This is a genomic window from Streptomyces virginiae (genome assembly GCF_041432505.1).
Classification (GTDB): domain Bacteria; phylum Actinomycetota; class Actinomycetes; order Streptomycetales; family Streptomycetaceae; genus Streptomyces; species Streptomyces virginiae_A.
On the sequence record NZ_CP107871.1, the window covers coordinates 8,902,372 to 8,916,375 of the forward strand.

18 protein-coding genes are annotated in these 14,004 nt (G+C 68.8%); 3 read left to right on the forward strand and 15 right to left on the reverse strand.

The features are described from left to right. Window positions 1-367: 367 nt before the first annotated feature. The 3 genes from OG624_RS41075 to OG624_RS41085 are packed head-to-tail and all read right to left on the reverse strand — an operon-like array spanning window position 368 to window position 4,147. Window positions 368-1,477 carry a glycosyltransferase family 4 protein gene (locus tag OG624_RS41075; protein ID WP_266360731.1) on the reverse strand — a complete coding sequence of 370 codons (1,110 nt, stop codon included), beginning with the start codon at window positions 1,475-1,477 and terminating at the stop codon, window positions 368-370. Further along, entirely contained in the window at window positions 1,474-2,859 is a 1,386-nt protein-coding gene (locus OG624_RS41080; protein WP_266360733.1) for a hypothetical protein, read from the reverse strand. Before OG624_RS41080 ends, OG624_RS41075 begins: the two co-directional genes overlap by 4 nt. A gap of 31 nt (window positions 2,860-2,890) precedes the next feature. Further along, window positions 2,891-4,147 (reverse strand): nucleotide sugar dehydrogenase, encoded by a 1,257-nt coding sequence (locus tag OG624_RS41085; RefSeq protein ID WP_266360735.1) that lies wholly within the window; start codon window positions 4,145-4,147, stop codon window positions 2,891-2,893. 67 nt (window positions 4,148-4,214) lie between these two features. On the opposite strand from OG624_RS41085, the gene OG624_RS41090 reads away from it, so the two are divergent. Beyond that, window positions 4,215-4,988, forward strand: coding sequence for a glycosyltransferase family 2 protein (locus OG624_RS41090; RefSeq protein ID WP_266360737.1), 774 nt, complete (start codon window positions 4,215-4,217; stop codon window positions 4,986-4,988). Between the two features lie 100 nt (window positions 4,989-5,088). On the opposite strand, the gene OG624_RS41095 is transcribed toward OG624_RS41090, so the two are convergent. The 6 genes from OG624_RS41095 to OG624_RS41120 all read right to left on the reverse strand — a co-directional run bounded on the left by OG624_RS41095 (window position 5,089) and on the right by OG624_RS41120 (window position 9,260). After that, window positions 5,089-5,991, reverse strand: coding sequence for a TauD/TfdA family dioxygenase (locus tag OG624_RS41095; protein ID WP_266360739.1), 903 nt, complete (start codon window positions 5,989-5,991; stop codon window positions 5,089-5,091). A 94-nt stretch (window positions 5,992-6,085) separates the two neighbouring features. Continuing rightward, window positions 6,086-6,562 (reverse strand): NUDIX domain-containing protein, encoded by a 477-nt coding sequence (locus OG624_RS41100; RefSeq protein WP_266360741.1) that lies wholly within the window; start codon window positions 6,560-6,562, stop codon window positions 6,086-6,088. A gap of 64 nt (window positions 6,563-6,626) precedes the next feature. Beyond that, the gene (locus OG624_RS41105) at window positions 6,627-6,887 is read right to left on the reverse strand and encodes a hypothetical protein (protein ID WP_266360743.1); all 261 of its coding nucleotides are present in this window, start codon (window positions 6,885-6,887) and stop codon (window positions 6,627-6,629) included. Between the two features lie 247 nt (window positions 6,888-7,134). Continuing rightward, complete coding sequence (locus tag OG624_RS41110) at window positions 7,135-7,689, reverse strand: hypothetical protein (RefSeq protein WP_266360745.1); 555 nt, start codon at window positions 7,687-7,689, stop codon at window positions 7,135-7,137. A 202-nt stretch (window positions 7,690-7,891) separates the two neighbouring features. Beyond that, a complete protein-coding gene (locus OG624_RS41115) occupies window positions 7,892-8,626 on the reverse strand; it encodes a class I SAM-dependent methyltransferase (protein WP_266360747.1) in 735 nt (244 codons plus the stop codon). A gap of 154 nt (window positions 8,627-8,780) precedes the next feature. Beyond that, on the reverse strand, window positions 8,781-9,260 hold the full coding sequence (locus tag OG624_RS41120) for a recombinase family protein (RefSeq protein ID WP_266360749.1): 480 nt from the start codon (window positions 9,258-9,260) through the stop codon (window positions 8,781-8,783). A gap of 365 nt (window positions 9,261-9,625) precedes the next feature. On the opposite strand from OG624_RS41120, the gene OG624_RS41125 reads away from it, so the two are divergent. Together OG624_RS41125 and OG624_RS41130 are read left to right on the forward strand one after the other, a co-directional pair. Then, window positions 9,626-10,507, forward strand: coding sequence for a helix-turn-helix domain-containing protein (locus tag OG624_RS41125; RefSeq protein WP_266360751.1), 882 nt, complete (start codon window positions 9,626-9,628; stop codon window positions 10,505-10,507). After that, window positions 10,500-10,712, forward strand: coding sequence for a DUF397 domain-containing protein (locus tag OG624_RS41130; protein WP_266360753.1), 213 nt, complete (start codon window positions 10,500-10,502; stop codon window positions 10,710-10,712). Before OG624_RS41125 ends, OG624_RS41130 begins: the two co-directional genes overlap by 8 nt. A 470-nt stretch (window positions 10,713-11,182) precedes the next feature. Here OG624_RS41130 and OG624_RS41135 read toward each other — a convergent pair whose 3' ends face one another. The 6 genes from OG624_RS41135 to OG624_RS41160 form a co-directional block, all read right to left on the reverse strand. After that, window positions 11,183-11,386 (reverse strand): hypothetical protein, encoded by a 204-nt coding sequence (locus OG624_RS41135; protein WP_266360755.1) that lies wholly within the window; start codon window positions 11,384-11,386, stop codon window positions 11,183-11,185. Between the two features lie 66 nt (window positions 11,387-11,452). After that, window positions 11,453-11,623, reverse strand: coding sequence for a hypothetical protein (locus tag OG624_RS41140; protein ID WP_371640807.1), 171 nt, complete (start codon window positions 11,621-11,623; stop codon window positions 11,453-11,455). 2 nt (window positions 11,624-11,625) lie between these two features. Beyond that, entirely contained in the window at window positions 11,626-12,216 is a 591-nt protein-coding gene (locus OG624_RS41145) for a hypothetical protein (RefSeq protein WP_266360759.1), read from the reverse strand. Window positions 12,217-12,250: 34 nt separating this feature from the next. After that, complete coding sequence (locus OG624_RS41150) at window positions 12,251-12,502, reverse strand: DUF6211 family protein (RefSeq protein WP_266360761.1); 252 nt, start codon at window positions 12,500-12,502, stop codon at window positions 12,251-12,253. Between the two features lie 185 nt (window positions 12,503-12,687). After that, on the reverse strand, window positions 12,688-12,846 hold the full coding sequence (locus OG624_RS41155) for a hypothetical protein (RefSeq protein WP_266360763.1): 159 nt from the start codon (window positions 12,844-12,846) through the stop codon (window positions 12,688-12,690). Between the two features lie 201 nt (window positions 12,847-13,047). Further along, on the reverse strand, window positions 13,048-13,926 hold the full coding sequence (locus OG624_RS41160) for a hypothetical protein (protein WP_266360765.1): 879 nt from the start codon (window positions 13,924-13,926) through the stop codon (window positions 13,048-13,050). Window positions 13,927-14,004 lie beyond the last annotated feature (78 nt).

Genomic DNA, 14,004 nt, shown 5'->3' on the forward strand with positions numbered 1-14,004 from the left:
AACGGCGGCGTCCTCACCGGGCGGCTCACCAGGACAACCCCCGCCGCATCACGACTGGAACCAGCACGTAGCGGTGACTCCCCAGGAGCTCCCCACCGCAGGTCACAGCCCCGAGCCGGCCCAACCGGCACAGTCTGAACCGGAAGGGCTTTCGTACGCTGCAGGGACCGTGGCGAAGGCGAAGGAGGACCTCCCTAGCGCCCGGCCGTGCGGGGGAGCGGCTTGGTGGTGACGGTACGAGGGCCGGTAGAACCGGACCCGTGATGATCATCATGTGGCCCGCTGTCGCGGCCGTTGCTCTCGCCCTGGGCCTGCTGGCCACCACCATGCACGCGGCGGAGGACCGCACGGAGTTACGTGCCGCGGATTAGGCAGTAACGCGTAGCGTCAGTTCGTGAAGGCGGCGGGCGGTGGTAGCGATGTCATATCGGCGCGCGTTGTCGAGAGCCGACTGGTGAAGGGCCGTGCGCCGGCGGAAGTCCCGGCCCATCTCGTCCAGGGCTGTTGCCAGCGAGCGCGGGTCGCCAGGAGTGTAGGGAACGCCGGAGCTCCCCAGGATTTCTCTCGCACTGGGAAGGTCTGAGTAGACGACGGGAAGTCCGTGGGCTTGGGCCTCGACGAGAACCAGGCCGAAAGCCTCCAGGCCACTGGTCGTGAAGACGAAGGCGTCGAAGTCTGGCAGACGGCGCCACAGCTCTGTGCGGGGCAGGAACGGAACAAAATGAAGCCGCTCGCGGATCCCTAGTTCGATGGAACGCTGTTCCAGATGCTTCCGCAGGACTCCTTCGCCGATCACGGTCAAGTGGTGCGGCTGATCGGTTAGGGCGAGGGCTTCGACTGCGGTGATCGTGGATTTGTTGTCGTCCAGACGACCGGCGTGCACCAACGAGAGCGGTCCGGTTCGGGCCGGCCGTCGATCGGGTGCCCAGGTATCAGCCAAAGGGATACCCCAGGGGATGACGGTCACACGATCGGTGAATCGGCGTCCGGTGATGCGGTCCATGCGGTCGGCGAGGGCCGAGGTCGGAACGACGATCGCGGTGCTTGCGGCAGCGACTTCGTTCAGGACCTCGCGTTCCGATGTGCTGCGCTCGGCGACCATCACGTCGGGGCCGTGGGCGATGGCGACCATCGGGATGTTGCGGGCGGTTCGGGCGAACGCGAGGCTGAGAGCGAACCCGAGGTACTGGGCATGGATGACACTCGGCTGGAGTTGGTCGATGAGCTCACCAGCCTCGCGCGTCAACTCGTCGACGTAGGGGTCGAAGTCCGGGCCGAGGGGGCGTTTCGTCGTGGAGAGGGTGATCAGCTGATCGAACGCAGCCTTCCACGCCTGATCGACCGGTGCCCTGCCCAGGAAGGTCGTGTGAGCCTCGGGCATCGCGCCATAGAGGTCGTTGACCAGGACCATGCTCCCGGAGGAGGGCGCGGCCGTGCGGTTGATACCGGTCAGGATCTTCAGGGGCTCGGCGGTCATGCGGGAACTCCACTCGTGGATGTCCTTTGGGGAACCGGATATTGGGCTGCCGGGCCCAACTCGAATCGTGAATCATCGGTGGCGCGCCGCGTCTCACGCTGACGGGGTGGTGCCCACCATGACGCCAGGTGCGGCGTGACGACGGCTGTGACCTCCTCGGCCGGATGTAGATAGCCGTTTCCGTCGAGTTCTGCCGTCCAGACCCTGACCGTCGATCTGGGGTAGGTGGGGTTTATCCCGATCTCTCCCTTGGGGAGGACTCCGTTGAAGGGGGTGGGGATTCCCTCGATGTTCCAGTAGTCCCATGCCTCCAGCGCCTTGGCCTTCTCGAAGCAGTGGTACAGCTGCTGGTAGCGGGGCATGTACCGGATCTCCCGGAAGATCATCTGACCGATCAGTCCGGGCGCGGCTTCCTGGATCGTGCCGAGATCGGCACCCTGGAAGCTGACCGATGCCGCATCCTGCGACGGGTGCAGCGCCGTGCGGGCGAGCAGGTGGGACAGCCGTCGCCTGACGTACTCGGCGGCTCCTGGGCCGAGAGCCGGTTCGATACCGTCGATGAGCTGGACGAGCCGTTGATGGCGTGGACCGAAACGGGCCAGGTCGAACAGCTGGTCCATGCTGTCGACGGCAGCGAAGGCAAGTCGTTTGTAGAGCCAGTTGTTCAGCTCTCCTGCCTGGGCGTAGGTCTTGGTCTCCGGGGTGGTGGAGTGGAGCATCAGGTATTCGGACAGGACCTCGAAGTACAGGTAGCCGAGGAAGGGCACGTGGGGCACGGCGTCGGACAGCTTGTCGATGAAGTCGGCTGCCGACGTGGCACGGCCGACGGCATTGTGTAGGGCCAGGTCGAGGAATGCGGCCGCGGCGCGCAGTCCGGCCAGTACGGTGCGGTCGAGCTGGCTGCTCTCGGCCGGGGTGAGGAAGCTCTGGTAGCGCTGGTAGGTGCGCAGGTGGATGGCACCGAGATGCAGGTAGTCGACGCCCTTGGGTGGGATCGGAGCGTCCGGGGTGACCTCGAAGACCATGGGCGTGTTGGAGGGTTTCGTCCGCAGAAGGTAGGCGCCGAGGTTGTGGGGGCGCAGTCCCTCGCGCTGATTGGTGAGAGGCGTGCAGTACAGGGCGCCGACCAGGCATCCGGTGGAGACGTGCAACTGCCGGCTGGCGCGGATCGCGTCGATGCCCCTGGTCGTGTGCAGTAGGTGCATCGGCTTTCCGCTGACGAGCGCCTCGGTCATGGCGTTGTGTCGTATCAGCCATCCGTTCGGGGTCGAGCGTTCCAGGTGGTGGCGCCAGTCGACTTCGCTTTCGGCCAGCGAGGCAGGGGTTCGACGCCGCGCGGGCCGGGTGTAGTCGGTGTGGGCGTGTTCCCATTCGTCGCGCAAGAGAGCTCCCGGGATCGACAAGGGGCTGGGGTTAGAGCGTCTCGACGTTCGGTCCGGAGAGCCGGTTTCGGCAGTCGAGGACGTAGGTCGCGTTCGCCTCGATCGAGGGGAGGTCGAATCGCGCGTGGTCCATGAGGAGCACCACGGCATCGGCGGCCGCGATCTCCTCCGCGCTGGCGTCCACCAGGGGCACGTTCAGCTTGGTGAGGTCGCGTTCCGGGATGTTGGGGTCGGCGCCGCGGACCTCGGCGCCGAGGTCGAGCAGGAGGTCGGCGACACGTGTGGAGGGCGATTCGCGGAGGTCGGTGGCGTTGATCTTGTAGGTCAGGCCGAGCAGCAGGATCCGGGATCCGGCGATGGGCATGTGGCGCTTGTCGAGCGCTTCGGTGAGACGCCGGACGACGTAGTGGGGCATGTGGCGGTTCACGTCGGCGGCGAGCTCCACGAATCGGAAGGGGACGCCGAGGTCTTCGCGGATCTTCCATGAGAGGAACAGGGGGTCGACGGGCAGGCAGTGGCCGCCGACCCCTGGGCCCGGGGTGAACCGCGTGAACCCGAAGGGCTTGGTCGCGGCGGCGTCGATCGCCTCCCAGATGTCCACGCCGAGACGGTCGGTCAGCGTTGCCAGCTCGTTGATCATGCTGATGTTGACGAGCCGGAAGGTGTTCTCCAGAAGCTTGGCCAGCTCGGCGACCCTGGGCCCGGACACCGGCACCGTGGTGTGGAAGATGCCGTCGTAGAACTCCTTGATCACTTCCAGTGAGGTCGCGTCGATTCCGGACACCAGCTTCGGTGTCCCCTCGAACGACCACCGCGGGTTCCCCGGCGCGATGCGTTCGGGACTGAATCCGAGGCGGAAGTCCGCGCCGGCCGTGAGGCCCGAGGTCTTCTCCAGGATCGGCAGCAGCAGTTCCTCGGTGGTGCCGGGATAGGTCGTGGATTCCAGGACCACGGTCGCGCCGGGGCGCAGGTGCTCGCCGAGGGTTCGGCCGCAGGTCTCGATGTAGGTCAGGTCGGGCACGCCGTCCCGCAGCGGGGTCGGCACGGTGATCACCGCGATGTCGAAGCCGGCCAGCGTGTCGGGGTCGGCGGTCGCGCGGTAGTGCCCGGTGTCCAGCACGGTGCGGAGCCGTGTGGAGGCCACGTCCTCCACGTAGGACCGGGCGTCGGTGAGTCGCTCGATGCGGTCGCGGTCCACGTCGTAGCCGACGACGCGGTGACCCACCTCTGCGGCGCGTACGGCCAGAGGAAGCCCCACGTAGCCCTGACCGGCGACAACGATCTGCATGACAGCTCCTACTCGGTTGCGGTGCTTGAATGGACTCGTCGTTCCTGGTCTCGCAAGGAGAAGCCCCGTGCCCTTGGTGTCCGTCGTGATGCCCGTCTACAACTCGGCAGCCACCGTGGGGGCCGCCGTCCGATCGGTGCTCACGCAGACCCATGGCGACCTGGAGCTGCTGGTCACCGATGACCGGTCCTCCGACGGCTCCATGGACCTGCTCCGCGAGTTCGCGAAGCAGGACGAGCGCGTCCTGCCGGAGTCGGCCCCCGAACAGGGCGGGGCGGGCCGGGCCCGGAACCTCGCGATCGAGCGGGCCCGCGGGGACTACGTCGCTTTCCTCGACAGCGACGACATGTGGCTTCCGGAGAAGACCGAGAAGCAGCTCGCCTTCGCCGCGGCCGGTACCGCGCCCCTGACGTTCACCTCGTACTTCAAGATGGACGCCGACTACGACGGGGAGAGCACCGACTGGGTCCCGAACGGTCGGGTGGTCCGTGCGCGGGAGCACGTGGACTACCGCGCGATGCTGGTCCGGGACCACATCGGTGCTCTGACCGCCATGTACGACCGCAATGCCCTGGGCACGAGGCTGATGCCGGAGATGCGCAAGAGGCAGGATTACGCCCTCTGGCTGTCGATCATGCGGGACGGCGCGGGCGCCCGGGGTCTGGCCGAGCCGCTCGCGGTGTACCGGGCCCACCAGGCGGGATCGCTGTCCTCCAACAAGTTGTCGCTCGTGCAGTACAACTGGTCGCTGTACCGCAAGCACGAGCATCTGTCGGTCCCGCGAGCGACGCGGGCGCTGGCCGGAGCCGCGTGGCAGTCGCTGCGCAACTCACGCATCTAGGTCCGGGACCCCCGACCGGGCCCCGCCCCGTGGCGTACCGCGTGCTCGGCGGCTGGGACCGGGGGGCGGGACTCGGTCGGGCACCCGTACCGTCGGTCGGCTACGCGGCCGAGCCGGCACTGCCCCGCGCGCGCAGGAATAGCTGGAGGAGCAGGCGCCTGTCGGCGAGCGGGACGGTCTCCTGGCCGCTGTGGAGCGCTTCCCGGCCGTGCAGGAAGCGGCGTTGGTTCACGATGAGGTAGTCCCCGGTTTCCAGCATGAAGGTGACCCGGCCCCGTACGAGCTCCTCGGCGAGCTCCCGCGCGGCGTCTGCGTGCGCCTGGTCGAGCTGGGACCGCTCCAACATCTTGGCGGTGAACCGTACGAAGCCCTCGCCCGGGTCGGAGCCGTCCAGGATCGGGAAGGGCTTGCACTCCTCGCCCACGCCGAACAGGTCGTAGAAGGTGCCGTAGTGGTAGGCCTGCTCGGCGAGCAGGGCCCGGCTGTTCTCCGACAGCCGGGCCACAGCCGCATGGGCGTCGGAGAGGATGCTGGGGCCGCCGCCGAGCGGGTCGGGGCGGACGCACAGGAGCGTGGTGTAGTCCGGGGGGAGGGTCCCGTTCACCAGGTCCATGTGGAAGGCGTTGTAGCCGATGCCGCTGGACTTGCCGGGGTCCTTGTCGACCTTGACCCCGATGTCCTTCCACAGGGGCCACCGCGGGAAGGGCGAGAAGGGGATGGCCACCTCGGCCGCGAAGGCCGTCGCCAGCCGCAGGAACCGGTCGTCGTCGGCCCCCAGCGTCTTGGCGAGGTTGCCCAGGCGCAGCACGGCGTATCCGCCGCCCTCGCCGGTCAGCGCGTGGCGCAGCGTCGTGACGGTCTCCTCGAACTGCGGGACGTCCGTCAGCGCGGTCCGGTACTGCTCCCTGGTGGACTTCGCCAGGAACGGTGTGTCCAGCTCCCATGGCGGGAGAGGAAGGTCGATGAGAGCGGATTCGAGTTCGCCCGGGATGCCGATGAACATGCGGATCTCCTGTCACTTGAGGTGTTCGGGGTGTTGTCCGGGTGGGTGCTGCTGCCCGAACGGATGAGAGGTCTCTCGGAAGGGCGCGTGTGGGTCAGTGGGCCAGCACCTGCACGGGCTCGCCCTGCTGGGCTCCGATGGCTGCCGTGAGCCAGGCGCCACGGTTGGTGTCGAGGAGCGTGAAGGCCTCGGCCGGGCGGACCCAGCGGGCTTCGGACAGCTCGCCGTCCTGGAGGCGGACAGAGGAGCCGGATGGGACCCGGCCTCCGTCGAAGAGGAACTGCACGACGGCCCGGCCGCCGGTCGACTCCTTGGGGATGCTCCACGCGACTGCGAGCAGGCCGGCTGCCTGGCAGCTCAGGCCTGTCTCCTCCGTGAGCTCGCGCTCGGCACACACCGTCGGGTACTCCCCGAGGTCGAGCCAGCCCCCCGGGAACTGCCATGAGCAGGTTCCGTAGTTCGCCCGCACAACGAGCACCAGACCGGCATCGTCGGTGACGAGCATCGAACCGACGGCCACCACCTGGGGCAGACTCGCCAGCCATTGCGCCTTCGGGAGCATCTCGGACATCCGTCGCTCGCATTCTGTGAGTGGTCGTGTGGGGTTCGAAGCCGAAGGGCTGCCACCGCCCGCTTCATGCCGTGCCTCGTCGGCCGGCCCGAAGGGCGTTGAGCCAGTACGCCCGCGTCCCGGCCAAGGTCACGTAGAAGCCGGGCCCGTACGGGCCGTGCGGGTCGCGGGTCAGGGTGCCGTCGCCGGTCAGGTACCGGCAGGCCCTGGCCACCTCAAGGGACGTCATGGCGAACTCCTCGCCGAGAAAGCCGGTCGGGAGCGCGGAGCCGAGCCGGTAGTACCCGGACCGGGCCCGCGCCCGGATCGTGTCCTGAAGAGCCACATCGGCAGGGTGGGGCTGGTCAGGCCCGAGAACCTGAACCGAACGCCACCGCACCGCGACGACCCCCAGGGTGTCGAGGGCGGTCAGGGCGGCTGACACATGCGCGACGGGCAGCTTGAGCGTGGCGGCCAGTGTTCGGGCCTGCGCTGCAGTCCGGCCGCCGCCTCGATGAGAGGGCCGGGGCTGCAGCCGGCCACGTGAAGCCGGACCGCTGCCAGAGCCCTGGCCTCCTCGCGTTGGCTCCGCGTCAGCGGGGACACGATCCGGCACCCCCTTCCGCTTCGAGGTCCACGATCGTGACGCCGCAGAGCGCGGCCTGGGTCTCAGAGGCCAGCACCCATGGCAGGGCCGGGTCGTCGTACAGAGCCGTGTGGCACTCGGCGACCACCCGGATCTCGCCGGGGTGGTGAGGGAGCGGAGCCGGGGCGCAGAGCACGCCGTACACCCCGACGAGTCTCACCGCGGACACCCGCACCGCGACGTACCCGCGGCCGAGGATCGGGCAGGCCCGTACCGAGAGCCAGGCGCAGGGCAGACAGACAGGCAGCTGGCGCACCCCGCCGAAATCGCGGGCACGTACCTGCCGGTAGGTGAGGGAGTCGAGGACCCAGAGCGTGCCCGCGTCCGTCCGGTCGGCCGGGAGGCCGCACACCTGGCACAGCAGCAGCCGCATGCTCCGCCGCTGCCGCGCGTGATTGATCTTGCCGAGCAGCGGGCGGCCCCGGTCTGCATCTGCGACGGGCCGGGTGCCGCGCCGCAGAAGCTCCCCGTGGCGGCCCCGGTCGGCAGGCAGCTCGTCCACGTAGGCAATGCCACGGTGAGTGGCGACGATCTCCCCGAGCACCAGGGGCTCGCCCGTCCACGGCACGATCCACGGGACCGGTGCGCGACCGGGCGTGGCCGGCTCTCTGGGGGATCGGCTGCTCGCCACGGTGGACCCTCTCTCAAGTCGACGTCGGGTGACCGGCCGCTCCGGCGATCATGTGCGGCGGTCAGGGAAGGTCTCAGTAGCCGACGGGCTCGCGCAGCACCATCACCGAGTGCATGCCGACCGCGTAGGAAGTGGCTGAGCCCCAGCCGTCGGCGAGCGCCTCGAACTCGTCCGGGTGCAGCCCGCGCTCCAGCGGATCGAGCAAGTCCTCCGGCATGAGCCTCGTCATCACGTACGCCAGGCCGCCGGCCCGCAAGATGCGTTTCACATCGACCATCAACCGGTGCCGGTCGAGGTGCTCCAGGCTCATCCGCATCGACACGATGTCCACCGAGCCGGGTTCGACGGTCACGGGGATGCCTGCGGCGTTCAGGTCGCACTGCTCGAAGGAGACCTGCCCGTAGTACGGGCCTCCCGCGCGTGCCGCCGCGAGCGCGACCCCGCTGTAGTCGTAGCCCGCCGTGCGGATGCCGTACCGACCCATCTGGCGTGTCCACGCACCCCGCCCACAACCCAGGTCCAATGCCCGCATGCCCTGCCGGGGACCGACGTGGTGGTAGAACTTCTGTATCTCAGCGTCCCCCAGGACGCGGGCCGAACGGCCCTCCTGGTGGTAGCGGTCCCAGTCGCCGACGCTCACCGCGGCTCGGCCCGTCGGGTACCGGCGACAGTCCCGATCGGTTCCCCGGTCGGACGGTGCGCCGCCCGCATCGGCAGACGGTTCCCACGGCTTCTCGTGCTTCTCCTGCTCCGGCCCGCGGTCCACCGCGGGCCTCGGCGGCCGGCTGTCGCCGTACGCCTCGAACATGGTCAATCCCCTCCGTTGCTTCATACGGCCACCGCGTAGGCGGCCATCAACGCCAGCACGCACAGCACGATCACGGCTTGGAGCACCCACTGGCGCCACCCGAAGCCATGCCGATCGACCGGTCGCTCCTTCAAGATCCAGTCCACTAAGCCGTTCACAGTCCGGCCGTCGTCTCCGGCAACCCCAGGGCCACGAACCAACGGCGCTGCGCCGTCGTGCGCAGCACCCGCTCGTACTCGTCCAGGTGGGGGCTGATGTGCGAGAAGTCCGGGCACAAGATCCCGTCGACGAACCCCTGCCTCACCTGGGTAAGGGCTTTCAGCAGACCCGTACGCTGCTCGACCGCGCCCGGCCCGTGGCCGTCGGTGAACTCCGCCCCGACCCGCATCGCCCGCCGAACCGCGACGGCCCGAAGGAGGGCGAACTGCTCCTCCGCGTCCGACGCCGAGGACCATGTGCAGACATACAGCGCGACCCGGGCTGTCCCTCCGTTGCGGCGCAGCGCGTGCGTCGCCTCGTTCAGCATGTTCTGGCGCAGGTACATCAGCCGCCGGTGAGGGTCGGCAATCACCCGCTGCCCTTCACCCCCCGAATACCAGGAGTTCCAGGCGCACGCCGCGTTGTCGCGGTCCATCCAATTCTGAACAGCGCTGTGCACGACTTACCTCCATCCATCGCAATCCGTGCGGGGCCCAAGTGTTCTGAGCCGTCCAGGGCCCCGCACGGCGGGGGGAGGCCGCCCGGAGCCGGAAGCGCGGCAGTTAGCCGGCGCCCGGGGGCGGCTCGACTACGGTCCTACCAAAGTGAGTTGATGTGCAATCAGAACTCCGAGAGCAATTGCTCTCGGAAGTGGATTGGTATATGCATGAGGCGAACCGATGCTGAGAGAGTGCGGACCGGAGCCCGTCTGCGGTGGACCGGAGGTCGCGCAACGCAAACCGGAGCTGCGACCATCGGAGCCGAGGCTCGCACGGTCCGAACCGAGAGGAGGCAAGGCGTATGGCAGCGAACGTACGAGCCACATTCCTGAGGATCACCCTTGGAGCGGAACTCACCCGTCTGCGCGAGCAAGCCGGGTTGACGGGCGATCAGGTGGCACGGAAGGTCGGCTGCGCGCCCTCGGCCATCAGTCGGGTTGAGAGCGGCACGTCAGGCTTTCAACGCATAGAGCAATTCGCCAAGCTCCTCGACGAGTACAAGGTCAGCCGCCAGGACGCGGCGGTCCTCACGGACTGGTACAAGAACGCGAAGCGGGAGGACTGGTGGGCTCCGATCGGCTCCGTTCTTCCTTCTGGCCTGAGCACGTTCTTGGCCTTTGAGTCCGGCGCGCGCCGTGTCCATGTGTGGACGCCCATGGTCGTCAACGGCCTTTTCCAGACCGAGGAGTACGCCGAGGCGCTGATCGAGGGCGCGCGGATCGCGGATGATCGCACAGCCGAGTTCGTGGAGAGTGCCGTAAAGGTCCGGATGAACCGAAAGAGGCGGATCGCCGATGACGGTATGGAGCTGATCTGCATCATGGACCAGTCGGCACTCACCAACGTGGTTGGTGGCCCGGACGTGATGCAGGCGCAGTACGAGGAGATCAAGCGTCTTGCCGGCCTGTCGAACGTCACCCTGCGGTTCATCCCGGCGAAGGCTCCTGCCTACCGGGTGCTGAGCGGCGAATTCCAGATCCTCGATTTCGATCGCCAGGAACTTCCTGGTCCCATCGTCGCGAGTACGACGGTGGCTGGTGAGACACGTGTCCTGTCGAAAGAGCGGTCGGTGAAGCAGTTCATCCGCCGCTTCGATGTCCTTGCTCAGGGTGCCCTGCCCGTTCACGAGACCCCTGCGTTCATTGATCAAGTAGCACGAGAGGTATTGAAGGAACATGCGTAACACCGACACCCCCCGTCCCTACGGGCAGTGGTTCAAGTCTTCGTACAGCGGTGGGACCAGCGATCAGTGCGTTGAGGCGTGCCCGCAGCCAGCAGCGGTCTACGTCCGGGATTCCAAGCGTCGCGATGACGCCTCGGCGCCTGTCCTCAGGTTCTCCGGCGCTGCCTGGGCTGCATTTTCTGGCCACGTTGGCGGCCGCAGCTAGGTCCTTCGGGTGTCCTCCTCGCTCGCATCGAGGAGGACACCGCCCGGCCAGCTTGCCGTAGAGCACCGACAACCGTCAGGGCATGTACGGTCCGTTCTCGATGGACCCGGGCCCGTCGGGGGTGACGGTCATTCTGAAGTCCCACAGTCCGGGAGAGCCACGCTCCGCCCAATGACGGCGCCCGGCGTCGGCCTTTGCCAGGAGCTGGCGGGGGCCACCTTCGTACGCGGCCGTGGTGCCGGTCCGACCGACGGTGGCGGTGGCCCAGGAGCTGAGGCCGTCGTGCAGCCGGACCGTGAGGCCTTCCTTTCGTCTCCTGGGCGGTGATCCGGAGGTCTGGGTGGGATACCCCTCAGGCGAAGACCAGGTTCACCCGCAAGGCGTCCGCTGGGTACACGGATGGTCGTCACCTCCTCGATGCTGCCCTGCCGTGTCTTCAGCGGTCGACACCGTGATCGGCCGGACATGTCCTAGATGAGTCCGGCTTCGGAGGCGTAGCGGGTGAGGAGTTGGAATCCTCCTGCGAAGACACCGGCACCGGCGACGACGAGGAATGCACCGAACACCCTGTCGGCGAGTTGGTTGTCGCGGAGACCTCTGATGGTTGCGACGAGGCCAAGGCCGACGATGGCGACGCCCAGGTACTGCGTGGCGGTGTTGACGAGTTCCTGCACGGTTGCGTTCCCCTCGCGACGGCGCCCGTTGCACCGTCGACGTTACTGGTTTGCGGCCCTGTTGTGTCAGCGGTTGATGGGCCAGTCGGTGGGTGGGATCGGGGGTTGGCCGGTGTGGTCGCGTAGGGCTTCGTCGGTGCCGCAGGGGTTGCAGATGGGTAGGTGGCGGGTGGTGGTGCGGGATCCGGTGAGGGTGGCCGGGTTGGCTGGGCTGCCGCAGCGGGGGCAGGTCGGCATGGTCAGTCCTGCTCGGGTTGGCGGGCGGTCTGGAGGATTTTGGTCCAGGTGCTGGCGGAGGATCCGGGCATGAGCTGGTGGAGGCGCTCGATGTGGCGGGCGGGGCGCTCGTCGGGGTGTTCGGCGAGGATCCGGCGGGCGAGGGTGAGGCGGGGGTCGCCGGTGTAGGAGGTGCCGCGGCGGGAGCCGGCTCGGTTGCCGGCGCCGGCGGGCGGCAGGCTGGCGGTGCGGGTGTCGGCGTAGTGCTGGGCGTCGCTTCGGCGCCATTTGGGGCGGCGGCGGTTTTCGGGGTCGCCCCATTCGACGGGTGCGGGGAAGCCCTCGGGCGGGATGTTGGCGGCCTTCGACACCCAGCTGCTGTCGGTGTGGCCGAGAAGTCGGGCGAATTCGGCGCCGGTGATGAGGCTTTGGCGGCCTCGGTCCCATTCGGCCCATTCGGTGGCGTCCCAGGTGAGGGTGCGGCCGTCGCGGTGGGCGTCGGGGTGGCCGTTGGCGGCGCGGTCGGCCCAGAGGCGTTCGAGGGTGGTGCGGCTGTAGCCGTGGGTGGCGGCGAGTTCGTCGCGGGTGAGGCGGCGGCTGGTGTCGTCGGTCATGGGTGGGTCCTCCTGGCGGGCGTAGGCCCGCGGGTCAGGGGGAGGGGGTCCAGGTGTGGACGTCTCCGGTGGGGGTGATGCGGGTGATGGTGTGGATGTCGCCGGTGGTGACGGCGGCGGCCCAGTCGTGGTGGTCGGGGTGGGTGTCGAGGTGCCAGAGCACGTAGGTGTCGGGCTGGTCGTCGACGGTGTCGGCGATCACGAGGGTGGTGGTGGGGTCGATGCCGTGGGTGTGCGCGGGTGCGGGGTGGAGCCGTACCTGGTCGTACGGCTGGGGGTCTACCATGGGTGTGTCCTTTCTGTGGGCCGTGAGGCTCCGCAGTGTGAAGGGGACGAATCGCCCGGCGGCCTTTTGCCCATTGCGCCGCCGGGCACCTGATCTGTGGAGCGAGCCCCGGGGATTTGTCCTTCCCCGGGGCTCGCTGTGTCTGCTGAGGGTGGGGAGCCGCGCGGCGGGCCGGTGGCTCGGGGTCAGTGGTTGCCGGTGGGGTCGGTGCCGGGCTGGCGGGGGATGCGGGCGCTCCGGGCGGTGTCGTAGTCGTCTGCGGGTCGGGCGGGGCGCTGGTGGGGGATGGCGGGGATGGCGCGGGCGTTGAAGTCGTCGCGGTCCGGGGCGTGGTCGTGCTGCATGTGGGTGCTCCTGTGCGGTGTGAAGGGGAGTCCGGGCAGGGGTGCCCGGTGTCGGGGCGGGGTTTGCCCTCCTCGGCCCGACCGTTCTATTGAACCAATTCGGTGGCGGATTTTCCAGTGGTCCGGGGATGTGTCCCGCCGGGTGGCCTCTCTTTGGCCGGTGTGCCCCGGTCCGGCTGTGCGGCCCGGGGCCGGCGGCGGTCAGGCCTGTCGGATGCGGCGGACGTGGGCGAACCGGGCGGCGTCGATCTCGTCCTGGAAGGTGGTCTCGGCGATGTCGGCGAGGGTGTGGGGGGTGATGTCGGTGCCCTCGGCGGTGCGCAGGATGTCGGCGATGGCTCCGGCGAGGGCTTCGAGGTCGCGGGGGCGGGTGTCGGGGGTGAGGCGGGGCGGCGTGTTGGTGGTGTGCAGGGTGAGGGCGCGTTCCAGGAGGTGAGGGGCGTGGTGCCATCCGTCGGCGGCGTGCAGGACGGCGATGATGGCGGTGGTGAGGTCGGCCGGGTCGGCCTCGGCGTTCCGGGTTGCGCCGGTCTCGGTGACGGGGGAGCGGCCTTGCAGGTAGTGGGTGACGATGTCCAGCCCGGTGGTTGCGCTTTCGGCTGTCGGGTCGCGTTCCGCGTCGGTCGTGCGGATGGTGGCGGCCTGGGTGAGGTCGAGTCGGTAGAGGGCTGCGTCGGGGGTGGTGCCCTGGAGGGTGCACAGGGGGCTCCATGCGGCGCGGGAGTGGTCCCCGAGTTCCCACAGGACGAGGCCGGTGAGGTGGTCCAGGTCGCCTTCGTCGGGGAGGGCGAGGCGGGTGCCGTCGGCGGTCCAGTAGTGGCCGGTGGGCTGCACCAGTCCGGTGGCGTGGGCGTGCGCCAGCTCCAGCTCGACGGCGTCGAACGGGGCGTCGGCGTCGTCGACGTCGTCGACGAGGAGGTCGCGGACGGTCGCGGCGAGGAGGAGACAGACGGCGCGGGCCCGCTCGACGAGGTCGGCGTCGGGGTCGTCGCTGCCGAGCAGGTGGTCGGCGTTCACCGCCTCGTCCTCGGGGACGGTGTAGCTGAGGGTGTGGGGGTCGGTGTCGTGGTGCTGCTGCACGGGTGCTCCTGTGGGTGTGTGAAGGGGTGTCGGGCGCGGGCGCCCGGTGTCGGGGGTGAGGTTTGCCCTCCTCATCCC

Excerpts from the sequence above, each read along its gene's own strand:
- OG624_RS41075 (WP_266360731.1), bottom strand. The coding sequence starts at position 1,477 with ATGACCGCCGAGCCCCTGAAGATCCTGACCGGTATCAACCGCACGGCC.
- OG624_RS41085 (WP_266360735.1), bottom strand. The coding sequence starts at position 4,147 with ATGCAGATCGTTGTCGCCGGTCAGGGCTACGTGGGGCTTCCTCTGGCC.
- OG624_RS41095 (WP_266360739.1), bottom strand. The coding sequence starts at position 5,991 with ATGTTCATCGGCATCCCGGGCGAACTCGAATCCGCTCTCATCGACCTT.
- OG624_RS41100 (WP_266360741.1), bottom strand. The coding sequence starts at position 6,562 with ATGTCCGAGATGCTCCCGAAGGCGCAATGGCTGGCGAGTCTGCCCCAG.
- OG624_RS41115 (WP_266360747.1), bottom strand. The coding sequence starts at position 8,626 with ATGTTCGAGGCGTACGGCGACAGCCGGCCGCCGAGGCCCGCGGTGGAC.
- OG624_RS41120 (WP_266360749.1), bottom strand. The coding sequence starts at position 9,260 with ATGGACCGCGACAACGCGGCGTGCGCCTGGAACTCCTGGTATTCGGGG.
- OG624_RS41125 (WP_266360751.1), top strand. The coding sequence starts at position 9,626 with ATGGCAGCGAACGTACGAGCCACATTCCTGAGGATCACCCTTGGAGCG.
- OG624_RS41130 (WP_266360753.1), top strand. The coding sequence starts at position 10,500 with ATGCGTAACACCGACACCCCCCGTCCCTACGGGCAGTGGTTCAAGTCT.
- OG624_RS41140 (WP_371640807.1), bottom strand. The coding sequence starts at position 11,623 with ATGCCGACCTGCCCCCGCTGCGGCAGCCCAGCCAACCCGGCCACCCTC.
- OG624_RS41145 (WP_266360759.1), bottom strand. The coding sequence starts at position 12,216 with ATGACCGACGACACCAGCCGCCGCCTCACCCGCGACGAACTCGCCGCC.
- OG624_RS41150 (WP_266360761.1), bottom strand. The coding sequence starts at position 12,502 with ATGGTAGACCCCCAGCCGTACGACCAGGTACGGCTCCACCCCGCACCC.
- OG624_RS41155 (WP_266360763.1), bottom strand. The coding sequence starts at position 12,846 with ATGCAGCACGACCACGCCCCGGACCGCGACGACTTCAACGCCCGCGCC.